This window comes from Dyadobacter diqingensis, assembly GCF_024220585.1.
Classification (GTDB): Bacteria; Bacteroidota; Bacteroidia; order Cytophagales; family Spirosomataceae; genus Dyadobacter; species Dyadobacter diqingensis.
The window spans coordinates 464,035-485,958 of sequence record NZ_JAMXKF010000003.1; the positions used below are offsets into that span (position 1 = coordinate 464,035).

A 21,924-nucleotide genomic window follows, 5' to 3' on the forward strand; every position below is an offset into this window, starting at 1 on the left:
GACGTAGTCTGGAGACTACGCCCAACGGTGGGACTATGCCCGACGGTGGGACTATGCCCAACTGCGGACTGCGCCCAACGGTCGCTCAAACTGAGACTATGTCCAACGTGTCCAGTTGTTTCCAACCGGACTAACTGATGCTGCGCCGAACCGATGCTTGCCTGTATTTCAGTGGAAGATGATAATTTTTATCGTACCGGATTTACCTATGACATAAGGCTGTCACAACTGCTGTTTTCCTTTGTGGGGTAATAATAATCATTCAATAAACGAAAACAGATATGTTCAATGTATTAGCAGAAATCGCATGGTTAAATGTTTTACTCGCATTTGTACCGTATTTTCTTCTCGGCGCTTTGTGGTTCACGTTGCTTTTTGCCAGGCAATACAAAACTTCATTGGGTAGGGAAAATGAGATACAACAAAACCCCGCGCCTATTTTTATTATCGGACCGGCGCTGTGCTGTCTGGTCATTACGGTTGCCAGTGCAATCCTGATTTATGCATTAAAGATTGATTCGTATGAAGATGCGCTGATCTTTGCCGCCATTATCGGCTTAGGCTTCCTGGTTGCCAATACGGTCAATATCGCGATCAACCCCAATATCCCACGGCCATTGCTTTATGGCCTGATCAGCGGCACCTATCATTTTGTTGGTATCGTGTTGGTCTGTATCATTTTAGTAGCGATGAAATAAGGATTGAGCGTTATTCATCCGGTTAAGTGTTATTTTTGAGGAAATACGCCAGAGGGAAATGACAGAAAGTGAGATCAAAACGTTTTGTCCGGTCAGCCGGCAGCAATGGAGAGCATGGTTGGAGGCGCACCATGAGCAGGAAAAATCCGTCTGGCTGATTTTCTACAAAAATAAATCCAACCTGCCGACAATCACATGGAGTGAGGCCGTGGACGAAGCACTTTGTTTTGGCTGGATAGACAGCATCGCGAAACCTCTGGACGAGGAAAGGTTTATGCGTTTTTTTAGCAGGAGAAAAGCAAAAAGTGTCTGGTCGAAAATAAATAAGGAAAAAGTCCGGCGACTCACAGATGAAGGATTGATAACACAGGCAGGTTTTGATTGTATTGAAACCGCAAAGCAAAATGGCTCCTGGACGATTTTGGATGAAGCTGAAGAGCTGATAATCCCTGCTGATCTGGACGAGGAGCTTCAAAAAATCCCCAATGCAAAAAGCTATTTTTTAAGTTTGAGCAAATCCGACAAACGGAATATTTTGCAATGGCTCGTTCAGGCCAAACGGGCGGAAACCCGGCAAAACCGCATCACGGAAATTGTAACGCTTGCAGCTCAGAATCTGAAACCCAAAGTTATTCAGTGGACAAAAAAATAGTCTGGTTGTTACGCCAGCCCTAATTAACGCATGATCGATCCCGAAGTAACCCGTCTTTCTCGTCTGGTGGCGCTGCTTACCTTGCTTCAAACAAAGCGGGTGCTGACGGCCAGAGAGTTGTCGTTTCGTTTTTCGGTCAGTACCCGTACCATTTACCGCGACATACGAACGCTCGAAAGTGCAGGGATTCCCGTGGTGACGCTGGAAGGTAAAGGTTTTGCCATGCTGGATGGTTACCGGCTGCCGCCTGTGATGTTCACACGCGAGGAAGCGATTGCTCTGCTGACCGCTGAAAAGCTCGCCGCCCAGCGTACTGACGCGACCACCGCAGAACGCACCGCCGCCGCAATGGACAAGTTGCGGGCTGCACTACGGCGTTCCGACCGGGATCACCTGGAAACGCTCACACCCCATATTCAGGTGCTGGAACCGGCCAGTCAGCCCGGATATTCAAATGCTTACCAGCAATTGGTTGCTGCCGTTACGGTCCATCGTGTGGTGCATCTTTCGTACTGCGCTGCCGACAGCGATTTGCCAATCGATCGTGAAATCGAGCCCATCGGTCTTTATCTGAGCCAGCACTGGCATGTGGTGGGGTATTGCCGGCTGCGACAGGCATTCCGGGATTTCCGCCTCGACCGTATCCGGCATTTATTATTGTGTGAAGAAATTTTTACTGCCCGCCCCGAAACCTTGCAGCAATACTGGGCAGATGAGGCAAAGCGGCGTTCAAAGGAAAAGGTCGTTATCTGTTTCCAGGCTTCTGCGGCGCTGCCCGCTTTGGCGCAGCACTTGCAGGATACCAAACACCACTATGGATGGACACACGACGAGCCTCAAACGGATGGCAGCGTGAATATGACATTTCTGATCGGCTCATTGGCTTACCTCGCTACCTGGTTGTTACCTTTTGCCGGGGCTGTCACCATACTCGAACCGCCGGCGTTGCGGGAACACATGCGTGAGCTGGCTCAACGTGCTTATGCGTTTTTTGTTGTTCGATCAGAGACCGGCGACGCTCGGACGTAGTCTGGAGACTACGCCCAACTACCGACTACCCAACTACCTACTACGCCCAACTACCAACTACGCCAACGTGGGAGACTACGCTCCCCGTGGGACTACGCCAAACGTTGGAACCTGCTTCTCTGCCAGACACCTGTTGGTGGTTGCTGTTTTATCTTTTATTATTATTGGTTAAAGGCAGTTTTATTAGTGCACTGAAAGGTTATTAAAAATTAAACCCAAAATGAAATCCCGGTTCTCCGAAGACAAATTTCGACCATTTATCGTCTAACTGTTTAAATCCATCAGGCATTTTTGTATGATAAGCGCGGTGGGTTATTGCAATTGATGGTTGAATAAAAAATCTATCCTTAAAAAGTTTTATGTGATAACCTACCCGGTACGTATTGAAAATCTGAAATCCATTGTCAATTTTATTTCCGTCACCATTCACAAAAGATTGCCAGGCAGGCATTACATTAAGTTCGGCATATAAACCTTTCCACAAAAATCTTTGGTAAGCCACTGAGAAGCCATACTCACGAACATACCCCGGAAATTCTTCTTCCGGCTTTCCGTATGATTTGTTAAAAAATGGGTGAATACCATTCGGCCAAGCATATTTCCAGGTTTTCGGTTCTAATGTAATTACATCTCTTCCTGTAATACGGTAGCCTAGATTGAGTTGAGCGAAGCCGGGGCTGTTTGTAGTAGCCAAATTACCCAATAAAAATATAGTGCTCCCAACGAACCACCGTTTGTAAGTGCTGTCTGTTTTAGCATATTGTGCTTTGAGGTGGAGCGTACCTGCCATCATTAAGACAAAACCAATCAATAAAATTTTCTTTTGCATTTCTTTCCTTTTTTCTTTAACCGATACTGCAAAAGTAGATTGGCAATAGACTTAAAATCGTTCACTTAAGTTAAGAAATGAAGTTACGCTTTGCTTTTTTCCAGGATTCTTGCTCTTAGTCGGCTTAATGATTGAGGTTTGATGCCCAAATAGCTCGCTAATTGGTGTTGTGGAACACGCTGAATAAGGTCCGGTCTTTTATGTAGTAAGTTCAGGTATCGCTGTTCAGGTGACGAAGTCTTAAACTCGTCAAAGTCCATTCGTTGTTTAGCTAAAAGTTCTTCGGATAATATTCTGCATACCGTTTCAAACTTTGGAAATTTACTGTTTATTTCTGCTTCCATATCAGAATTAGAAACGGTAAGTATACTGTCTTCTATGCAGCTTATATAATATTCGGACGGAGTTTTGCTTATAACACAAGGGGGAGTCAAAGCTTCCATTTCTGTGTAAAAAGCAGTAGTTTTTTCTTCACTATCTACAACATAATATGTCCGAATACAGCCTTTCAGAACAAAGTAGCTATCTTTCGATTTTTGTCCTTCTTTTAGTAAAGTCGTTCCTTTCTTTACCGAGCGAAATATATCCAAAGAAACGATTACGTTCTTCTCATCTTCTGTCAGAGAAACGTATTTCGATATAAAGTCAAATAGGATATTTTTCATTGTTACTGTCGTATGTTAAAGTCGCACCCAACGATTCCGGGCTTTGCGAAGGTGGCGATTTTCCACCAAATTCCATACGAAGCATAGAACTTAAAATTTAAGAAAAATTATCATAAGAAGCACTGAACCACCACTTTTGCGAAATACGTGCTGGTGGCTGGTGTTCTTCTCATTCGCATATTTTTAGTACAACATTTCCTTTTTTTCTTTCTGTGTCAACGTATCTGTGTGCCTCAACGATCTCTTCCATTGTAAAAGTTCTGTCAATCGTAGCAGTAAATTCTCCTTTCTCAAACAACTCTTTTAATAGCTTTAGTTGTTGTATGTTTTCGGAAGCGTAGCCTAAATTAGTACTTACATATACACCGTTTTTGTTCAAGAGATTTTTACATTGATTCTTACCATATTTACCAATGGCGTCAAATATAATATCAAACTTTTCAGTCCGTCTTGTAAAGTCTTCCTTGTCATAATGAACTATGTTTTTAACCCCTAATTCGGCAACCAGTTTATGGCCTCTGGAACTGCATACAGCTGTTATATTTGCACTATGATGTTTGGCAACCTGTATTGCTGCTGTTCCTACTGAACCAGTTGCACCAATAATTAAAATTTTTAGGGTTGATTTTTCGGTAATCCTTGCTTTCTCTAAAAACCGAATCGCTGTATGTCCCCCAAATATTATTGCAACCGCTTCTTCGTATGAAGCATTTTTAGGCATTTCCAGTACATTACTGTTCTGATTAACTGCAATATATTCTGAATATGTTCCGAATTTGAAACCAGTCATTCCAAAAACTTTATCGCCAACTTTGAATTTTGAGACTTTATTTCCTTTGCTTTCAACAATACCCGAAAAAACGGTTCCTAAGATGGGTTTTCTTGGTTTTGAAATTCCTAATACCAGGCGCATGACGAACTTCATAAATCCCTTGACATTAAGACTTCTTACCCTTGCATCTCCTGAGTTAGCCGCAGTGGCAACGATTTTGACAAGAATTTGACTGTCTTTAGGTATTGGTTTGGAAACTTCCTGAATTTGCAAAACTTCCGGGGTTCCGTATTGGGTACAAATAACTGCCTTCATCTGATCATTGTAGTTTTAAAAATTAAAACCAAAATGAAGGCCCGGCTGCCAGAAGAAGACTCTTGGCCATCTATCGTCAACCTGTTTAAACGAATCAGGCATTTTTGATTGATAGGGGCGATGAGTCATTGCTATGGAAGGTTGAAAAAAGAACCTGTCCTTGAAAAGTTTAATGTGATAACCAATGGAATAAGTGTTGAAGATCTGAAAGCCCTTGTCAATCTTTTTACCATCATTGACAAAAGTTTGAAAAGCAGGCATCACGTCGACCTGAGCAAAAAGACCTTTCCATAAAAACCTTTGATAATTAAGTGAAACTCCGTGTTCCCGAATATAACCTGGAAACCCTTCTCCTTCTGCTTCATATGATTTTCCAAAAGGAATGCCAATTGGCCAGGCATATTTCCAGGTTTTAAATTCAAGTGAAATCACATCCTTTCCTGTAATGCGATAACCTAAGTTCAGATAAATCATTTCAGGCGGATTGTTATCCGGTATTAAATTCGCTAGCATAAACAAGGTGCTGCCTATAAAATACTTCTTATAAGTACTGTCTTCTTTGGCATATTGGGCTTTAACCTGTAGCGTGCTTGCCATCATTAAAATCAAGGCGAAATATAAAATTTTCTTTTGCATATCTTTTCTTGTTAAAGGATACTGCAAAATTAGATTGGCAGGTAGCTTAAATACGTTCACTTAAGTTAAGAAATGATTCTTAACCTTTATCTTTCTCCAAAATCCTCGCCCTTAACCTGCTTAATGATTGTGGTTTTATACCAAGATAACTTGCTAACTGGTGTTGCGGAACACGTTGAATCAGGTCTGGTCTCTTTTGTAATAGATTCAGATACCGTTGTTCGGGTGAAGAAGTCTTAAACTCATCAAAATTAATTTGTTGTTTAGCCAAAAATTCTTCTGCCAATATTCTGCAAAGGCTTTCAAACTTCGGAAACTTACTAAACATTTCAGCTTCCATATCAGGGGTTGAAAATATCAGAATTGTATCTTCCACACAAGATATGTAATATTCGGAAGGGGCTTTATTGATAACACAATGTGGTGTCAGAGCCTCCATCTCTGTATAGAAAGCGGTTGTTTTTTCATCTCCGCCTATGATGTAATAGGTCCGGATACAACCTTTAAGAACAAAATAGCCATCATTAGACTTTTGTCCCTCTTTGAGTAAAGTTGCTCCTTTTTTAAAGGAACGGAATACGTCTAAAGAAACGATAGCGTTCTTTTCATCATCTGTCAGAGCAATGTATTTTGATATAAAGTCAAATAGTAAATCGTGCATTGTTTTATGTTGTTACTGTCGTCTGTTACACTCAACAAGTTACAATACTTTCAGATGAAATTGTACCAACAATGTGGCTCTTATCGGAAATAACACATGAGCACCTTTACCATCTTTTGCTAAGGTTAGCGTACCAAGACAAAGTGGCGTTCAAAGGAAAAGGTCGTTAGCTGTTTTCAGGCCTCTGCGGTGCTGCCCGCGCTGGCGCGGCGTGTTTATGCGTTTTGTGTGGTTCGGTCGGAGACCGGTGACGCTCGGACGTAGTCTGGAGACTACGGCTGACGGGGGACGCTCGGACGTAGTGGACTCTAATCAAATGGTCTTAGAAAAACAGATTTCATAAATCTGTTTTTTCGATGTATTATTCAAGATCCGGTTTATTTCTTGATTGAAGTGAATTACTTCATTGCCATAATATTTCATTCTCCCAATCAATAGGGAAATCCATCGCTTTGGTATCGACATTAGGATACTTCTTCAAAAGCGTTTTTAGTTTTTCGGAAAATCGTGTATTTGGGTTAACCGTCTGTAATAAGAACCTTACCATTGACAGCATAAAATAAGTCCTGCTATTCCGGATATTTTTGTTTAAAATCCAGGTCTTCTTTGGAGATCGTGGCATTTCCGGGCGAATGCTCATTGATCGATTCCATAGTCTGGTATGGTGCGCACAAATATTTCTTAAATAGACAATGCTATGTAACCAAGTCTCGAAAACGGAATCGGAAAGTCCAAAATGATTAGCAATTTCTCGTTTTTCTCTACTTGGACTCAAATTTTTATAAAGCATTGATAACGTTCCAAACGAAGTAATCTCCATAATCATCCATGCCGGAGGAAGTGGGTCGGAATATTTATTACGAAATGCTTTTATAAATTCTTCATCGCTGCGCTTATATTCTTCTCCAATTTTGATAATTGTTTTTCCATGTTGAACAGGGTCTCGAAATAAAGTATTATCCTCGAACCAGAAACAGTCATGTTTATGAGATAAAATGTAGATCATTTTAGCACGTACACCAACTTCAATTTTTTCCAGTTCTGAAATAATCAAAGAGCGCAGATCACGGTCGAAGCAATATAAATGAAAGGCAGCCGTAAAGCTGCTATTCGGTTTAAACGAATGTTTTTGTTTATCCAAAAGTAATGGGTACCAATAGCCACTTAGACGATAATAACTTACAGTTTCTAATAAATGAAGAGCTTTCGATTCATCCTCGAAAACCATTCCTCTGTCTTTGAGTTGTTGAAGTTGTTGCTGAAACGTAAGAGGAGGTTTTGAATATTGAACCTTATTCATAGAGGCTATAAAAATAAAAAGTTCACCCTAAGCGCCCTGTTCTTACGGGAAGGGGGGTGAACATGTTGATACAAAGGTAATATATTTTGTGCGCTTTGTACAAGGCGGGGTGAAATTAATCCAGATTTGATTAAAAAAATTGGAATCTGGGTATTTTCTATTCTTAACTAAAACGTAGCGGTTGAATTGCTTCGTATTTCGGTTAATGATCGATGAGGATTGGGTAAATTTTAAAAGCGCCAGCCAGCTTCTTTGGCTAAATCTAAGGATTCGGGTTTCAGTAATATTATACACATATAGTCGGCAGCACCATGAAATTCAGGCCAATCATTGTATCCATTTATTCTTCTCCAATCACTTACTTTATAGCCTTTATCCCTAAGTCGCACAATTAGCTCACTCATGATCTTCTTATAGCTATCATCGTCCAATTTGGCTCTAAAAAGATGATGGGTATATGGGTAATTGAATTTTTGATCATTTTCAATATTTTGACTTATAATTTGTAAATGACCTTCAACAATTTCTTCGAATGGTAATGTAGACATAAGAATTTCAATACTTTAATAGTACAACTTTTGAGAAGACAACATTGATAAAATGAGACTTTAATTTTGTCTCGATTCCAAATTTTGAACTTGATTGTTTATTAGTTAATTCCAGCACTGTTTTTCTATTTCCACAGCTAACAAGTTCCAGTGGCTCGAAGTGTAGTCCTTGAAGTCAATGTTAAGCGATTTTAGTTTTTCTTTATAAAATGGAAAGTTTTGAGGGCCATCAAATATCTCTAAGGATTTTCTATAGGCACGAATAAAAGCCACTATTGATGTAACAGAGAGTATTTTGGATTCTTTAAGTTTTTTCTCATTCCAACCTATTTTAAGCCCGGTCTCAGATAACATAGGTTTATTTAGATCCTTGATAATCTTGAAAAATTGAGAAATGTGTCTTCCACAGTATGTTATGTAACCTGACAAATCGGCTAATTTATCAGTAGGTAAATTACCTTCCTTAACCCAAAATTTATGTAGATTTATGTTATTTTCATCAATTGATACTAGATTTTGAAGGCTATATCTAAGGATTGTTGAAGTTGGTATTCCTCCTTTTAAAAGTGGCGAAGTACTTAATAAGCCTAAAAATGGAGAAGTGTTATTTAAATATTCTAGTGTTGCATTTGCGAGCCCAACAGGGATATTATGTATCTAATTATGTCTTTCTTTGGTTAGAAATTCTAATTAAGACTGAAATACCTAAGAAATTTTGAAAAGCTAGTTACGATAATTTTAGCATCAAATATCCGTCCATATTTATTATCTTCATTTGTAATAAATAATCTGTACAGTTTGATACAAATGGGACAGGGAGTCAATGAGTCCGAGAAATATCTTAAATCACTTTGTGATAAGACATTTCTATCGCTATGGAGTCACGCAAACGTATACCGCCAACCTGGCTCAGAATTATGTGATCTGCTAGTTGTAGTTGGTGATGATATTGTTATTTTTTCTGATAAACATTGTGCTTACGGGACATCAGTTGACGCAGGATTAAACTGGAAACGCTGGTTTAAAAAAGCTGTCTTAGCATCTGCTAAGCAATTGTGGGGAGCAGAGTCTTGGATTAAGCGGGATCCAAACAGGGTTTTTATTGACGCGCAATGCATTAAAAAATTCCCACTACCAATTTTACTTAATGAAAAAACGAAATTCCATTTGGTGCTCGTTGCTCATGGGTCGTCTCGTGCCTGCGTCGATGCAATGGGTGGAAGTGGTAGCCATATTATTTATACAAAGTTAAAGAGTGTTGAAGATCACTCTGAACCATTCTATATTGGCGATATTTCTGGTAATAAAACCTTTCTTCACATATTAGATGATTTTTCCCTAGAACTTCTCCTCGAGAATTTGAGTACTGTTACCGACTTCGTAGCATATTTAAGGAAAAGAGAGGTGTTAATGAAAGAGACTTTTATCACCATGGCATTAGGTGAGGAAGAATTGCTAGCGGATTACCTGACAAATTTAGATGATGAAGATGAGCACGATTTTGATTACCCAGCCGAGCGGCATAGTAAAGTTATCCGATTATTTGACGAAGGAGAATGGCAGAATTTTCAGGGTAATCAACGAAGAGTTAACCAACTAAGAGCGAACGAGTCTAGTAAATTTTGGGATGCTCTCATTGAGGAATTTAGTCTTCACGCAATTAGTGAAACTCAACATTATGTTAGTTCTGGAGGATTTCTAGATGCGGAACGTGCTATTCGCTTTATGGCCATGGAGTCAAGATTTGCAAGGAGGTATTTATCTAATGCATTACTTGATATGTTTTCAAAAGTTCCAGAAAATATGCGGATGTTGAGAGTTGTTCAGCCGCAAAAGGCAAATTCTGAAATCATTTATGTGTTTGCACTATTTCCATATTACAATCCCATGAAGGACTCTTCATATAACGATTATCGCACCGTGAGAAGAGAATTTCTTGAGAATTCGATTCAAGTTGCTAAGTTGCGTTTTGATAGTGCTAAATATATTATTGGAATTGGGATGGAATCGGGTGACGACTTTACCAATAAGTCTAAAGATTTAATTGCTTTGGACTGCTCTAATTGGAAAGAGGAATTTCGAAATGAAGCTTTGCGTGTTCAAAAAGAATATGGAATACTTACGCGGCCGATTTCGTTCGAATTCAATGACATTGAATACCCTACAAGGTAGCTTAATATCTGACTTTATGAGCATTTATTTAATCTATTAGCCCAGCTTCTCTCAAAAAGTTATCTATTTTTAATTTCATTGTGTCATTGTTCAAGATTTGGGATTTTGCCTCCTTAATTAAATAGTCAATAGTGGAATCTCTGGCATCAGACATTTCAGAATACTTATTTTGTATGTAAATATCTACTCTCAAATAGTTACTATCCAAACTAAACGATTTGAAAATTGTTTCCATTTGATTGTCAATAACTTTGACAGGTCCATTTGTACTTAAATCAATAACTGGTTTTAGCCATCTCAATTTACCCCATCCATTTGCCCTAACACCGTCAACTAATGAATCACTATGCCCAGTTCCTAGAGAAAGTAATGAAATATCCTTAATCTGTAAAACATTATCATTTAATTTGTAATGTTTGTAGTCCGCGTTTCCCAATACTTCAACTAATGCTCCGAGGGAAGGATTGTTCATGTAAATACCTCCATCAATACAAATTAATCTTTCTGAGGCGTAATGAAAATCGAAAGTCGGAAAGTAAGTTGGGGCGGCGGAGGTAGCTCTAGCGACCTCAACGAGAGTGGAATTTCTATCTGGGAAAAGACTTGCTTCGCGAAATGTGAAGAATACAGGTTTATTTCTATGGATATCGTATGAGGCTATAAATATCGGTTTTAAGCAATTACTTATCCTGTCATCTCCAAAGAATTCTATAAGTACTCTGTTTAAATTATTTGGATTAAACTGTGGCTGAATCCAATTAGTGAAGGCAGTGTACCAATTCATGAATCTGTTTGAGGGCGCAGGGAAGATTTCTTTTCCTCGAACTCTATAAATACTTTCTAAATCATCCAATTTATATTTCCTTTTATTTGCTTCAACAGAGCTCCTGTCTTGAATCGTTAGTGCACTCGCTAATATGCCTCCAGTTGATGTGCCTGCGATTAAATCAAAAGATTGATGAATTTCTCTTTTGGTTACTGATTCTATATACCGGATTACCTGCAATGGCACAACACCCCTTATACCACCCCCATCAATTGCTAAAATTTTGAATTTTGGCGATCCTGCCATTTTATTTGGTGTAAACTTTTTCTATAAAATCGATTAAGATAGTTGTAATTTCTATATCAGTTAAGTCCTGAATTTTATAATTTTTTAGATCTTTAAATTTATCTTCATTTTGTAACTTAAATGACACTTTTACCGTAGCATTAAATTCTTGACCTTCAAATTTGATCGAAGGGTTATTTTTAGTATTATCTATGAGGAACTCGAACTTATTTGTTCCAACAAACATTTGTATAAGAGCGAAGTACGAGTTTCTCTTATTTTCATATGGATCGTCATATAATAGCCTCAAGCTATCATCTGTTGATTTTTCGATTTCATGATTAATTTCCTGCACTATGCGCTTTAATTTAGATCTTGTCAAATCGTAAAACAGGCCTTCAAATTCTCGGATTGTAACAAGATTTTCCTTTCGCTTGTCGATAAGTACTTTAAGTCTTGCTTTAATAGGGTCTTCCATATGTTATATCGTTATTATTAGTTCTTGAATTCTTTTTATTGTTAATTAGTATTTGACTGATCGAAGTTCAAGCCACTTAACATATTTAACTCAGGTGAAATTAATTTTAATAGTATTAATACAAACTAAGTAAGCAAAACCTTTGTACAGTTCCTGAATAATTCTGGGACTCCCGTACGTTTGTTTACTATTTCCATAAATAACCTTGATTTTATCAGTAAGGATCTGGTTTTCAATGGCTGTGTCCGACAATTCATTTCTCAGCCAGGTATAAAATCTGCTTCTGCTCACCTTAAAAACTATACACATTTTCTCGATGGGAAATAATTTCCGATGATTCTTTATGAACCCGAATATTTGCCATCGCTCCTGGAGAAAATGCCGACAGCCTTTTTTAATATATCTCGTTCAAGTTGTGTGTCGCGGAGTTCTTTGCTTAGCCGGGCCAGTTCCTGTTCCGTTTCGCTCAAAATCACTTTTCCATTGCCGGGAAAACTACCATTCTGTTTCGCATAAAACTCTCTTCGCCAACGATATAGCATCGCCGGTGGAACATCTAATTCTTTTGCCAATGCACTAAGGTCGGTGCGGGTGTTGCTTAGTGCAACGCTCATCAGTTTGAACTCCTTGTCAAATACTCTTCTTTCTCCAGACATGAATGTTAAGTTATAAAAGTTTCTCTTAACTCAATGTCCACTTAAATATAGCAGGTCCAGACCTGTTACATTGGATAAGCAATTAATTTTAACCTCTGTCAGCTTCCCATTTATGGGATAATTTTACGCGTAGACATTTCTTTGAACATTTCAGACGACAATGGTGAAGAAACACAAATCTATTGTCTTTGGCTAGCAAAACTGAAAAAAGTATCGCCTAAAATAAGACAAAACCAAAAAACCTAAAACAATACTAATAAAAATGTTCGACTAGACAAAAAAAGACACTTACAGAATGATTTGTAAGTGTCTGATAATCAATGTCGGGATGACAGGATTTGAACCTGCGACCTCTTGCACCCCATGCAAGCACGCTACCGAGCTGCGCCACATCCCGTGATGTTTTTTGTTCCAGTCAGGGAAAGAAAGAAGATGTCTTTCCGCTGTATTTGGGGCTGCAAATCTAATAATCTTTTTATAAAAATTGTCAATGCCCCATGTAACTTTTTCATGGAACATTGACAATTTTTTACATTATATGGATTCGTTCTGCCAGTTTGGGTTAATCGGCTCCGGCTTGCTTTTTCTAAACCATTTGTCACGTATACGCTCGTTCGTATAATACATACACGGTACGATAATTAGCGTAAGGATGGTTGAGAACGTAAGTCCGTAAATGATAGTCCAGGCCAGGATATTCCAGAATACCGCACTTGGCCCGCCGATGATCAGATGGGGTTCAAGGTCCTGGAACAGTCCGACAAAGTCAACAGTGATACCCAGCGCCAGTGGCACAAGTCCCAGTACCGCCGCCGAGGCTGTCAGCAATACCGGCGTCAGACGGATGGCACCGCCTTCGATGATGGCTTCACGCATCGGATAACCGCGCCCGCGTAACTCTTCAATAAATTCGATGAGCAGAATCCCGTTTTTCACCACAATCCCGGCAAGGGCGATGATACCCACACCCGACATGATAATGGAGAAGTCGCGGTCGAAAATAATGAAACCAAGTAATACCCCGATCAGCGACAACACGATCGTGAAGAAGATAATAAACGGTTTTACCACGGAGTTAAACTGTGTGGCCAGGATCAGATAAATAAGCAGGATTGCCGCTCCGAAAGCTGTCCCCAGGAAAGCCATGGATTCATTCTGCTCTTCCTGTTCTCCACCCATTTTAACGATATAACCGTTCGGTACTTCCATTTCCTGGATCAGTGTCTCGATCTGGGCAACAATTTCATTGGCATTATAGCCCGGCAAAACATCCGATCCGAGGGTCACGATCCTACGCTGGTCCTGTCGGTTAATCTGGCTGAAAGTTGTGGAATAATGGATATTGGCAACCGACGTAATCGGCACCTGGCGCAGGGCACCGCCCATGGTCATATCACGATAAACGACGTTAAGGCTCAACAGTTTTTCAATCTGCTCACGATCATCCTTTTTCAAACGGACCATGATCGGATACTCGTCCTTGTCGTCACGGAACTTGGAAACTTCCAATCCGAACAGAGCAGTTCTCACCGCCAGGGCGATCTGTGACGAGCTGATCCCTTCGCGCTGTGCTTTTTCGCGGTCGATGTCAATAACGATTTCCGGTTTGTTGGTCACAAGGTCGGAGCGAAGCTGGTCGATACCTTCAATGCCTGAATCCTGCACTTTTTTCAGTACTGTTTTTTCAAGTTTTTGAAGTTCGGTAAAGTCATCTCCCGAAATCTCGATCGAGATCGGTTTCCCGGTTGGCGGTCCAACGGCTTCACGTTCTACGGAGATTTCTGCACCCGGAATTCCCGAAACTGCTTCCCTGATTTTCTGTAAAATAACCTGAGTCGAACGGCCGCCGCGTTCTGTTCCATATACAAATGCAACGGTAACTTTAGACTTATGCGGTGTGGCAGAACGGTCAGGATTGTTAGGGTCTCCGGCGTTTTTACCTACGTTGGCAATCACCGAGTTCACCATATCCATGGCTTTCTCTTTTTCCAAAACTGCAAAAACCTTTTGCTCGATCACCTTCGTTACCGAGTCCGTTACCTTGGCATCGGTACCAATCGGCAATTTGTTATAGACATATACATAATCCGGATCACCGCTTGGGAAGAAAAGTACCTGTGGTTTCACTATTCCCGTCAGCACAAAGGTAAACACCAGCAATACCACCATGGCAACAATAGCCACAACCGGACGCCAGCCGCGAAGCAACCAGTCGATCAGTTTACGGTAATTGTTTTTCAAAGCCGGTAAAAGTCTGTCCTGGAAGGGTACCAGAATACGCGGCGTAAGAATATAATGGTTGAAAATGTAAAGGATCAGAATGAAAACAAAGAAGTTTCCAACCCCACGATCGATCAGATAACCCAGACCCGCCGCCACAGCCAGTATAATCAGCGGCCGGCGAATGGTTTTAAAACTGGTATCGTGCGCTTCTTTCTCATCTTCGTGACGACCCATAAAGGATACCGCAAAAACGGGGTTCATTACATAAGCTACAAAAAGTGAAGCGCCGAGCGTAATGATGAGCGTGAGCGGCATAAACTTCATAAACTGCCCGACAATCCCGGTCCAGAAAAGAAGCGGGAAGAATGGCGCAATGGTGGTAAGCGTTCCTGAAAGCACCGGAATAAATACTTCACCCGCCGCTGCTTTCACCGCCTGCTGAATGGTCCAGTCTCTGTGCATGTTGAAAAGCCTGTGGGTATTTTCAATAACCACAATGGCATCATCCACCACAAGCCCGATCCCCAGAAGGAAAGCGAAAAGTACGATCGTGTTCAGTGTAAACTCAGTACCGACCATCGGGCCGATAATCGGCATCATCACAAAGGCCACCAATGCAGACAATGGCACCGAAAGTCCAACGAAAATCGCATCGCGGACACCCATAAAGAACATCAGTACCATTACCACGAAAATAAAACCAAGTACAACGGTATTGATCAAATCATGCAAATCGGCGCGGGTTTGAATAGATTGATCCGCAGTAATTTTAATATCCAGCCCTTGCGGGAAACGGTTTTCCTTGTATTCAGCAATAATATTTTCAATCTTATCTGCGGCTTCCACAAGGTTTTCTCCGGAACGTTTGATCACGTTCAGCGTGATAACTGATTTGTTTGCCAAACGTGCGAAATCCTGCTGTTCTTCAAAATTATCGAGTACATCTGCCACATCGCCCAAACGCACGGTAGCACCGGTGCCGGTACGAATGCGGATGTTGGCCATTTCCGTTGCATCGGTATATTCACCTTTCACACGTAATGTCCGGCGAACCCCCTGAACATTGAGTTCACCACCCGAAACGTTGATGTTTTCGCCCTGAATCGCAGTCTGGATATCATAAAAAGTAAGACCCGTTGACTGCATACGCGGCAGGTCCACGTTGATCTGGATTTCCCGGTTTAGAGCACCCAGGATATCCACACGCGTTATTTCCGGCAGTGCTTCAATGCCATCCTGTAAATCTTCGGCATATTCTTTTAACTGTTTCAGCGAGTAGTTACCGGCAATGTTTACGTTCATGATCGGGAACTCCGAGAAGTTCACATCCTGCGCCGTCGGGCCGGTATCGAGGTTTTGCGGTAAATCCGTTTTGGCCTTATCGATCGCATCCCGGACACGCTGCAAGGCGACTTCAACCGCCACGTCCGGCGTAAATTCCACCAGAATTACCGACACATCCTGCAACGCATTGGATTTTATCTTTTTGACACCGCTCAGCGATTTGAGCTGTTTTTCAATCGGTTTGTTAATTGTATTTTCAATATCAGCCGGCGCAGTACCGAAATAAACGGTATTGATATAGATCTGCGGAATCTTGATATCCGGGAACTGCTCCTTGGGCAGGTTATTGTAAACCATGAACCCGGCCAGCGTAATGATGAACGTGAAGATGTAAATCGTCGTCCGATTCTCCACGCACCAGTTGGTAAAGCCAAGGGTTTTATATTCTTCAAATTTCATGTCTAAGAAAGTTAAAAGTGAAGGGCAGTGAGGTAAAGGCGTCGGGCAGAGGGCGACCTTCGCCCCATACCTTTACCCCCAAGCCCACTGCTAATACGTGATAGGTTGTCCGTCCGATACTTCCTGATAGCCGAGTGTGATCAGCTGGTCGCCGGCGGTCAGACCTTCCAGTATTTCTATTTTTCCGTTATAGCTTAGTCCGGTTTTCACTTCTTTGGCCTTGGCTACTTTTTTATTTCCTTCTGTAACCGCTACATAAACGACATTTCCTTTTTCCGTACTTTGAACAAAGTTCTGGTCAATGGCAAGGGCGTTTTTACTCGTAGCGTCGTTGATTTGAATTTGTGCCATCATATTGGGTTTGATTTCCTTCGATGACGGCAGGTTGGCTTCAATGGTAAAAGTCCTGGAAAGCGGGTCCACGGTTGTACTTACAAACGAGATTTTCGCCTTGTATTCCTTTTTCAGATCGGGAAACTTAACGATCACTTCGTCACCTTTTTTCACGCTGGCTGCATAAGTATCGGATACCTTCGCCATCACTTTCAGATTGCTCAGGTTCACAATTCTCACGACTCCAACACCCGGAGAAGCCATTTCACCCACTTTTACATTCACCTGATCCACCACGCCAGACATCGGAGAAACGATGCGGGACTGAGCCAGCTGAGAATTCAAAGTGGCCAGCTTTCTTTCCAGACCTTCCTTATTGTTTTTTGCCTGAAGGAATTGAATTTCAGTACCGATTTTCTGGTCCCAAAGATTTTTTTGTTTATCAAACAACGTATTGGCCAATGTCAGCTGCGTTTTGATCTCTTCCAGTGATTCCCGCAGGATACTGTCATCGATTTTACCAATCGCTGTACCGGCATTCACGTAATCACCTTCTTTTACATACATAGCGGTAATCGCGCCACCTGATTTTGGTGTAACCAGTACATTGTTTTTGGCATCTACCGAACCCTGAAGTTCAACATAATGGCGAAACGTTTCGGCACTTAACGGCGCCACACTTACAGCTTTTATTTTTGCTTCACCGGCTTTTTTAGGGTCCAGTTTGGCAATCTCAATTTCAAGTGCTTTTATCTTTTTATCGGTTTCGCCCTGTTGCGTTTTTAGTTGGGTCAGCTCTTCTTTTTTTGCCGCAAGTCCGTCTTTTTTCTCTCCTGTGCATGAAGCCAGCAAAGCAGCAGCGATCGCTATGGTTAGAATATTTTTTTTCATGAGATATTTTTGTAATTGTTAATTGTCGATTGTTAATTATTAATGGTCGGAATCGGTGGTTGGTTGTTAATGATTGAGAGCTGGATGAGCCGCCCCATTAACAATTAACCCTTAACCATTAACCGCACCGGCGGCCCGGCACTAATCATTATATAGTTCTCCTTTGGCTTTGCTCAGATCCACTTTGGAAATCAGGAAGTCATACAGGGCGGAGTAGTAGTTCGTTTGCGCCTCCTTGAAAGCCGACTCAGCATTGATCACTTCAATGTTAGAGCCAACACCTTCCTTGTATTTAATTTTGGAAACACGTACAATCTCCTTGGCCAGATCAACATTCCTGCGTTGGGTTTCCAGCGTTGCATAAGCATTTTTGATGTTGGTGGCAGCCTGTCTCGATTCCAGATCGATGGACTGTTCCAGTAAAGTCTGGCTTAACTTCACCTTATCAAGCGCCACTTTTTTCTGCTGTACCTGATACTTTTTCGTGAAACCGTCAAAAATCGGGATGTTGACGTTGATCGCAAGGACTGAGTTGTTAAACCATTTTGTCCCAAACAGATCCGGAATGTTGTTTCTACCATTGTTATGTCCGTAACCGAAAGAGGCCGACACCGTTGGCAGATAACCGCTGCGGATATTTTTCAAGTCAAGTCCGGCAAGTTTGAACTGGGTATCGAGCAAAGAATATTCAATGCGGCTGTTGTAATTGACGGCCGTTACCGAAAATTCAGATTTCAACGCTTCAATGCTCAGGTCCTCGATTTTGTCTTCCAGTTTGATGGATTCGGTCATTGGCATGCCCATCTGATATTTCAAAAGCGTATAACTCAGCTCGATCAGGTTCTGCACTTTCTGACGTTCCGTGATCAGATTGTTAATCTGTACTTCCAGACGGTTCACATCCAGAAGCTCCACAAAACCGCTTTTGTTCATGATTTCGGTTTCGCGTTTCAGAGAATCCACACGGGCGATATTGAGGTCAAGCACTTTCGCCCGCTCTTCCGCAACCTGTGCAGAATAGTAAGCTTTTGTGACAGCCTCCGCCACGGTAACTTTCGACTGTGTTACGTTTTTACTGGCAAGTTCACGATATGTTGCCGCAGCTCTTAATCCGATAAAATAGGATCCGCTGAAAATCAACTGATTTAGTGTTGCCGAAGCGCTCCCTGAATATTTTACACCAAACTGAACCGCCACAGGCGCTGCGTCTGGTGAAGCATTCGGGTCTGCAAAGTTTGCCGGAAGGAATACGCGCTGAATGATTACGTTATCGCTGAAATTCAGGTTGGCGGTTACCTGCGGAAGTCCGGAACCCCGGATCTCACCAATGCGGGCTTCGGCTGAGACGGCATCCAGTTGTGCGCTTTTGATATTGACGTTATGTTTGATGGCATAGTCAACAGCTTCCGGTAATGTATAACTGGCATCCTGTGCCCGGACAGATATAATGCTGAAAAACATCGCCAGCGATAAAATGCCACTGCGAATAAATTGTTCATTTTTCATGGGTGTTTGCTTGTGTTGCTGATTCTTCGGTATATTTAGTATAGTATTCAAACCCTGATTCCGTCAATATGCCACGTAAAAAATGGTGTACGAATTCCATCTGAACGTTCATCATATTGAAGCGGTCCGCGGGGAAAATGGTCGGGTCGAAAGCCATTTCCACCTGTTCAATCCTCAAAAGCGACAGTATCTCTACGTTGATATCTTTTCGGTATAAAAACATCTGCTGCCCTTTGATAAGGTTGTCCCGGATACTCTTGATAATGTATTGGTGCTTGTACTTGTAAAACAGATCCCAGGCCTGAGGATGATATTTTTTTAAGTCGTTGAAAAGCACCGGATTCATGTGAGCAAGAGAAATACGCATATAATCCGAGGCCCTGATCATCTCCGCAATCGGGTTCAGGTTCTCGGCATCCATCTTATCCATCTGACATTGCTGCACGTCCAGTTCCTGTTGTACGGCAAGAACCACAATAGCCTCTTTGTCGGGATAGTGCTGGTAGATCGTCCGCTTGGATATACCAAGTTCCTTTGCGATGTCGTCCATCGTAACACTCTTGATGCCGTAGCGCCAAAAGAGATTAAATGCTTCTTTTATAATTCTTTCTTTCACAGAGTAAAGTTGAAATTTTCCAATGATAAAAACTATGAAAACTTTAATAATGTTTAAAGTTTTCATGAATTACAAAAGCGACTTGGTTCAGCAGGGAGGGTGCATTAAATTAAAGATTTGTTAATTTCTTGATTATTAAATTATTCAGTGTGTTTTTTACCTTTGATGTTTCGTTCTTTTGAAGAGGTTTTTAAGTAAACCATGTCATTGAAATCTGTTTACAAAAATATTTTAAATTGTAATTTATTAAGATTTAATACAGAGAAACCAACAGGGTGTCGTACGGAATAATTTAAAAGTACTGGTGATCACGGATCTTGATCCGGAGTTTAAAGTAAGTTCCGTAAGAGAAAATAACCTATTGAAAAAGTACCAAACACGGGATTTGAGGTATGAACATTAAAATATCCATGATAAAGTAATGTGACGGAATGTTTTAAAGTCAAATGATGTTTGGAAATAATACATATTCTGACCAAATTTCGGGTCTTTTCTTTTAACCGTTGTTAGCCGTTAAATAATTAAATGAGAGGAGACGGAAAGAGGCTGGGAGAATCAAAAGTAAAAAAGATAAAATTCAATTATTTATTCAAATCCACTAATAGCTACCGCGAAAAAAAATAAATGAAAAGCTACATTGACCTGATTCAGCAAACGTTCGAGTTCCCTACGATGGAGTTTAACGTTGACAAAAATGAATTGCTGTTCAACAATGTACCACTGATGGACATCATCAAGGAACATGGTACGCCTTTGAAACTTAATTATCTGCCAAAAATCGGTGAACATATTGGTAATGCTAATATGTTTTTCAAAAATGCATTTAAACGGCATAATTATAAGGGAACTTATACTTACTGCTATTGTACCAAATCTTCGCATTTCAGTTTTGTGTTGGAAGAGGCGCTTAAGCATAATATACACCTTGAAACATCTTCGTCTTTCGATATTCCTATTATCAGGGAATTGTATCGTCGCGGGAAAATCAGCAAATCGACTTTTATCCTTGCCAATGGATACAAGCGTCCATTATACACGCAGTATCTGAGCGAGCTGATCAATGAGGGCTTTAATGTGATTCCAATTCTGGATAACCTGAAAGAAATTGAATTCTACGAGCAGCAGGTGACAGCCGATACGGTCAATTTCGGAATGCGTATTGCAACGGATGAAGAACCGAATTTTGCGTTCTATACGTCGCGTTTGGGTATTCGCTATAACGATGTGCAGCAATTGTATAAGGATAAAATCGAGTCAAATCCTCGTTTTAAACTTAAAATGCTTCACTTCTTTATCAACACCGGTATCAAGGACAGTGCGTATTACTGGAGTGAGCTGACCCGTTTCATGTTCAAATACTGCGAAATGCAGAAAATTTGTCCTGAACTGGATTCAATCGATATCGGAGGCGGACTTCCAATCCAGACTTCATTGCAGTCGGGTTATGATTATCAGCAGATGATTGACGAGATCATTGAAAATATTCAGTGGATCTGTAATAAAAACAATGTTCCGGTTCCTCATATTTTTACGGAGTTCGGCAGTTATACGGTAGGAGAGAGCGGTGCGGTCATTTACGAGATCATCGATAAGAAATTGCAGAATGATAAAGAGCTTTGGTATATGATCAACGGCTCGTTTATCACGCAGCTTCCTGACTCCTGGGGTATGAACCAGAAGTATATCATGCTTCCGATCAATAACTGGGATAGTCCGTATCAAAAAGTAAACCTTGGCGGTCTGACCTGCGACTCACAGGATTTCTACAATAGTGAAATGCACAGTGCCGATTTGTATATGCCGATTTTCGAAGAAGAGGCAGAAAAACAATACATCGGATTTTTCCACACGGGCGCTTACCAGGAATCGCTGGGCGGTTATGGCGGAATTCAGCACTGTCTGATTCCGGCACCAAAACACGTTTTGATTGACCGTGATGAGGAAGGACGGATTACTACCCGTGTTTTTGCAGAAGAGCAGGATAGCGATTCGATGCTGCGTATTTTAGGATTCAAAGACGAGTCTTATGTAGCGCCGGTCAATAAGGAAGAAACTGCCGTGGAACCGGAAGAAGAACTGGCTGAAACAAAAAATTAACAAAATATATAACGTTCTTGGAATGAATTCGTTAATCTTACGAATTCATTCCA

20 protein-coding genes and 1 tRNA gene are annotated in these 21,924 nt (G+C 41.0%); 5 read left to right on the plus strand and 16 right to left on the minus strand.

The genetic code is table 11. The features are described from left to right. Nucleotides 1-281: 281 nt before the first annotated feature. From M1L62_RS11105 to M1L62_RS11115, 3 genes are read left to right on the plus strand one after another with little or no spacing between them, the layout of a single operon-like run. Nucleotides 282-698 (plus strand): DUF1761 domain-containing protein, encoded by a 417-nt coding sequence (locus M1L62_RS11105; protein WP_254413103.1) that lies wholly within the window; start codon nt 282-284, stop codon nt 696-698. 58 nt (nt 699-756) lie between these two features. Then, nucleotides 757-1,350, plus strand: coding sequence for a YdeI/OmpD-associated family protein (locus tag M1L62_RS11110; protein WP_254413104.1), 594 nt, complete (start codon nt 757-759; stop codon nt 1,348-1,350). A gap of 30 nt (nt 1,351-1,380) precedes the next feature. Beyond that, nucleotides 1,381-2,379: a helix-turn-helix transcriptional regulator gene (locus tag M1L62_RS11115; RefSeq protein WP_254413105.1), complete on the plus strand. Its 999-nt coding sequence runs from the start codon at nt 1,381-1,383 to the stop codon at nt 2,377-2,379. Between the two features lie 202 nt (nt 2,380-2,581). Here M1L62_RS11115 and M1L62_RS11120 read toward each other — a convergent pair whose 3' ends face one another. The 8 genes from M1L62_RS11120 to M1L62_RS11155 form a co-directional block, all read right to left on the minus strand. Then, nucleotides 2,582-3,208 carry a hypothetical protein gene (locus M1L62_RS11120; protein ID WP_254413106.1) on the minus strand — a complete coding sequence of 209 codons (627 nt, stop codon included), beginning with the start codon at nt 3,206-3,208 and terminating at the stop codon, nt 2,582-2,584. 83 nt (nt 3,209-3,291) lie between these two features. Beyond that, a complete protein-coding gene (locus M1L62_RS11125; RefSeq protein ID WP_254413107.1) occupies nt 3,292-3,873 on the minus strand; it encodes a Crp/Fnr family transcriptional regulator in 582 nt (193 codons plus the stop codon). 169 nt (nt 3,874-4,042) lie between these two features. Then, nucleotides 4,043-4,960, minus strand: a complete 918-nt coding sequence (locus M1L62_RS11130; RefSeq protein ID WP_254413108.1) for an NAD(P)-dependent alcohol dehydrogenase — start codon at nt 4,958-4,960, stop codon at nt 4,043-4,045. Between the two features lie 15 nt (nt 4,961-4,975). Beyond that, nucleotides 4,976-5,596, minus strand: a complete 621-nt coding sequence (locus M1L62_RS11135) for a hypothetical protein (RefSeq protein ID WP_254413394.1) — start codon at nt 5,594-5,596, stop codon at nt 4,976-4,978. A 79-nt stretch (nt 5,597-5,675) separates the two neighbouring features. Continuing rightward, nucleotides 5,676-6,257, minus strand: coding sequence for a Crp/Fnr family transcriptional regulator (locus tag M1L62_RS11140; RefSeq protein ID WP_254413109.1), 582 nt, complete (start codon nt 6,255-6,257; stop codon nt 5,676-5,678). A 403-nt stretch (nt 6,258-6,660) separates the two neighbouring features. Next, entirely contained in the window at nt 6,661-7,557 is an 897-nt protein-coding gene (locus tag M1L62_RS11145) for an Abi family protein (RefSeq protein WP_254413110.1), read from the minus strand. A gap of 230 nt (nt 7,558-7,787) precedes the next feature. Beyond that, nucleotides 7,788-8,105, minus strand: coding sequence for a hypothetical protein (locus M1L62_RS11150; RefSeq protein ID WP_254413111.1), 318 nt, complete (start codon nt 8,103-8,105; stop codon nt 7,788-7,790). Nucleotides 8,106-8,210: 105 nt separating this feature from the next. Next, a complete protein-coding gene (locus tag M1L62_RS11155) occupies nt 8,211-8,459 on the minus strand; it encodes a hypothetical protein (RefSeq protein WP_254413112.1) in 249 nt (82 codons plus the stop codon). A 453-nt stretch (nt 8,460-8,912) separates the two neighbouring features. On the opposite strand from M1L62_RS11155, the gene M1L62_RS11160 reads away from it, so the two are divergent. Continuing rightward, a complete protein-coding gene (locus tag M1L62_RS11160) occupies nt 8,913-10,277 on the plus strand; it encodes a hypothetical protein (RefSeq protein ID WP_254413113.1) in 1,365 nt (454 codons plus the stop codon). 28 nt (nt 10,278-10,305) lie between these two features. Here the strand turns inward: M1L62_RS11160 and M1L62_RS11165 are convergent, their stop codons facing one another. The 8 genes from M1L62_RS11165 to M1L62_RS11200 form a co-directional block, all read right to left on the minus strand. Continuing rightward, on the minus strand, nt 10,306-11,349 hold the full coding sequence (locus M1L62_RS11165) for a patatin-like phospholipase family protein (protein WP_254413114.1): 1,044 nt from the start codon (nt 11,347-11,349) through the stop codon (nt 10,306-10,308). A gap of 1 nt (nt 11,350) precedes the next feature. Next, nucleotides 11,351-11,806: a hypothetical protein gene (locus tag M1L62_RS11170; protein WP_254413115.1), complete on the minus strand. Its 456-nt coding sequence runs from the start codon at nt 11,804-11,806 to the stop codon at nt 11,351-11,353. A gap of 341 nt (nt 11,807-12,147) precedes the next feature. Continuing rightward, complete coding sequence (locus tag M1L62_RS11175) at nt 12,148-12,462, minus strand: transposase (protein WP_254413116.1); 315 nt, start codon at nt 12,460-12,462, stop codon at nt 12,148-12,150. A 323-nt stretch (nt 12,463-12,785) separates the two neighbouring features. Continuing rightward, nucleotides 12,786-12,859: transfer RNA gene (locus M1L62_RS11180), tRNA-Pro, on the minus strand. A 137-nt stretch (nt 12,860-12,996) separates the two neighbouring features. Then, on the minus strand, nt 12,997-16,428 hold the full coding sequence (locus M1L62_RS11185) for an efflux RND transporter permease subunit (RefSeq protein WP_254413117.1): 3,432 nt from the start codon (nt 16,426-16,428) through the stop codon (nt 12,997-12,999). Nucleotides 16,429-16,518: 90 nt separating this feature from the next. Beyond that, on the minus strand, nt 16,519-17,652 hold the full coding sequence (locus M1L62_RS11190; protein ID WP_254413118.1) for an efflux RND transporter periplasmic adaptor subunit: 1,134 nt from the start codon (nt 17,650-17,652) through the stop codon (nt 16,519-16,521). A gap of 141 nt (nt 17,653-17,793) precedes the next feature. Next, a complete protein-coding gene (locus M1L62_RS11195) occupies nt 17,794-19,158 on the minus strand; it encodes a TolC family protein (protein ID WP_254413119.1) in 1,365 nt (454 codons plus the stop codon). Next, nucleotides 19,148-19,774 (minus strand): TetR/AcrR family transcriptional regulator, encoded by a 627-nt coding sequence (locus M1L62_RS11200; RefSeq protein WP_254413120.1) that lies wholly within the window; start codon nt 19,772-19,774, stop codon nt 19,148-19,150. Before M1L62_RS11200 ends, M1L62_RS11195 begins: the two co-directional genes overlap by 11 nt. Nucleotides 19,775-20,398: 624 nt before the next feature. On the opposite strand from M1L62_RS11200, the gene M1L62_RS11205 reads away from it, so the two are divergent. Further along, nucleotides 20,399-21,871, plus strand: a complete 1,473-nt coding sequence (locus M1L62_RS11205) for a type III PLP-dependent enzyme domain-containing protein (RefSeq protein ID WP_254413121.1) — start codon at nt 20,399-20,401, stop codon at nt 21,869-21,871. The last annotated feature ends 53 nt before the right edge of the window (nt 21,872-21,924 follow it).

Coding starts and splice junctions, on each gene's coding strand:
- M1L62_RS11105 (WP_254413103.1), top strand. CDS start 282: ATGTTCAATGTATTAGCAGAAATCGCATGGTTAAATGTTTTACTCGCA.
- M1L62_RS11110 (WP_254413104.1), top strand. CDS start 757: ATGACAGAAAGTGAGATCAAAACGTTTTGTCCGGTCAGCCGGCAGCAA.
- M1L62_RS11115 (WP_254413105.1), top strand. CDS start 1,381: ATGATCGATCCCGAAGTAACCCGTCTTTCTCGTCTGGTGGCGCTGCTT.
- M1L62_RS11120 (WP_254413106.1), bottom strand. CDS start 3,208: ATGCAAAAGAAAATTTTATTGATTGGTTTTGTCTTAATGATGGCAGGT.
- M1L62_RS11125 (WP_254413107.1), bottom strand. CDS start 3,873: ATGAAAAATATCCTATTTGACTTTATATCGAAATACGTTTCTCTGACA.
- M1L62_RS11130 (WP_254413108.1), bottom strand. CDS start 4,960: ATGAAGGCAGTTATTTGTACCCAATACGGAACCCCGGAAGTTTTGCAA.
- M1L62_RS11135 (WP_254413394.1), bottom strand. CDS start 5,596: ATGCAAAAGAAAATTTTATATTTCGCCTTGATTTTAATGATGGCAAGC.
- M1L62_RS11140 (WP_254413109.1), bottom strand. CDS start 6,257: ATGCACGATTTACTATTTGACTTTATATCAAAATACATTGCTCTGACA.
- M1L62_RS11145 (WP_254413110.1), bottom strand. CDS start 7,557: ATGAATAAGGTTCAATATTCAAAACCTCCTCTTACGTTTCAGCAACAA.
- M1L62_RS11150 (WP_254413111.1), bottom strand. CDS start 8,105: ATGTCTACATTACCATTCGAAGAAATTGTTGAAGGTCATTTACAAATT.
- M1L62_RS11155 (WP_254413112.1), bottom strand. CDS start 8,459: ATGTTATCTGAGACCGGGCTTAAAATAGGTTGGAATGAGAAAAAACTT.
- M1L62_RS11160 (WP_254413113.1), top strand. CDS start 8,913: ATGGGACAGGGAGTCAATGAGTCCGAGAAATATCTTAAATCACTTTGT.
- M1L62_RS11165 (WP_254413114.1), bottom strand. CDS start 11,349: ATGGCAGGATCGCCAAAATTCAAAATTTTAGCAATTGATGGGGGTGGT.
- M1L62_RS11170 (WP_254413115.1), bottom strand. CDS start 11,806: ATGGAAGACCCTATTAAAGCAAGACTTAAAGTACTTATCGACAAGCGA.
- M1L62_RS11175 (WP_254413116.1), bottom strand. CDS start 12,462: ATGTCTGGAGAAAGAAGAGTATTTGACAAGGAGTTCAAACTGATGAGC.
- M1L62_RS11185 (WP_254413117.1), bottom strand. CDS start 16,428: ATGAAATTTGAAGAATATAAAACCCTTGGCTTTACCAACTGGTGCGTG.
- M1L62_RS11190 (WP_254413118.1), bottom strand. CDS start 17,652: ATGAAAAAAAATATTCTAACCATAGCGATCGCTGCTGCTTTGCTGGCT.
- M1L62_RS11195 (WP_254413119.1), bottom strand. CDS start 19,158: ATGAAAAATGAACAATTTATTCGCAGTGGCATTTTATCGCTGGCGATG.
- M1L62_RS11205 (WP_254413121.1), top strand. CDS start 20,399: ATGAAAAGCTACATTGACCTGATTCAGCAAACGTTCGAGTTCCCTACG.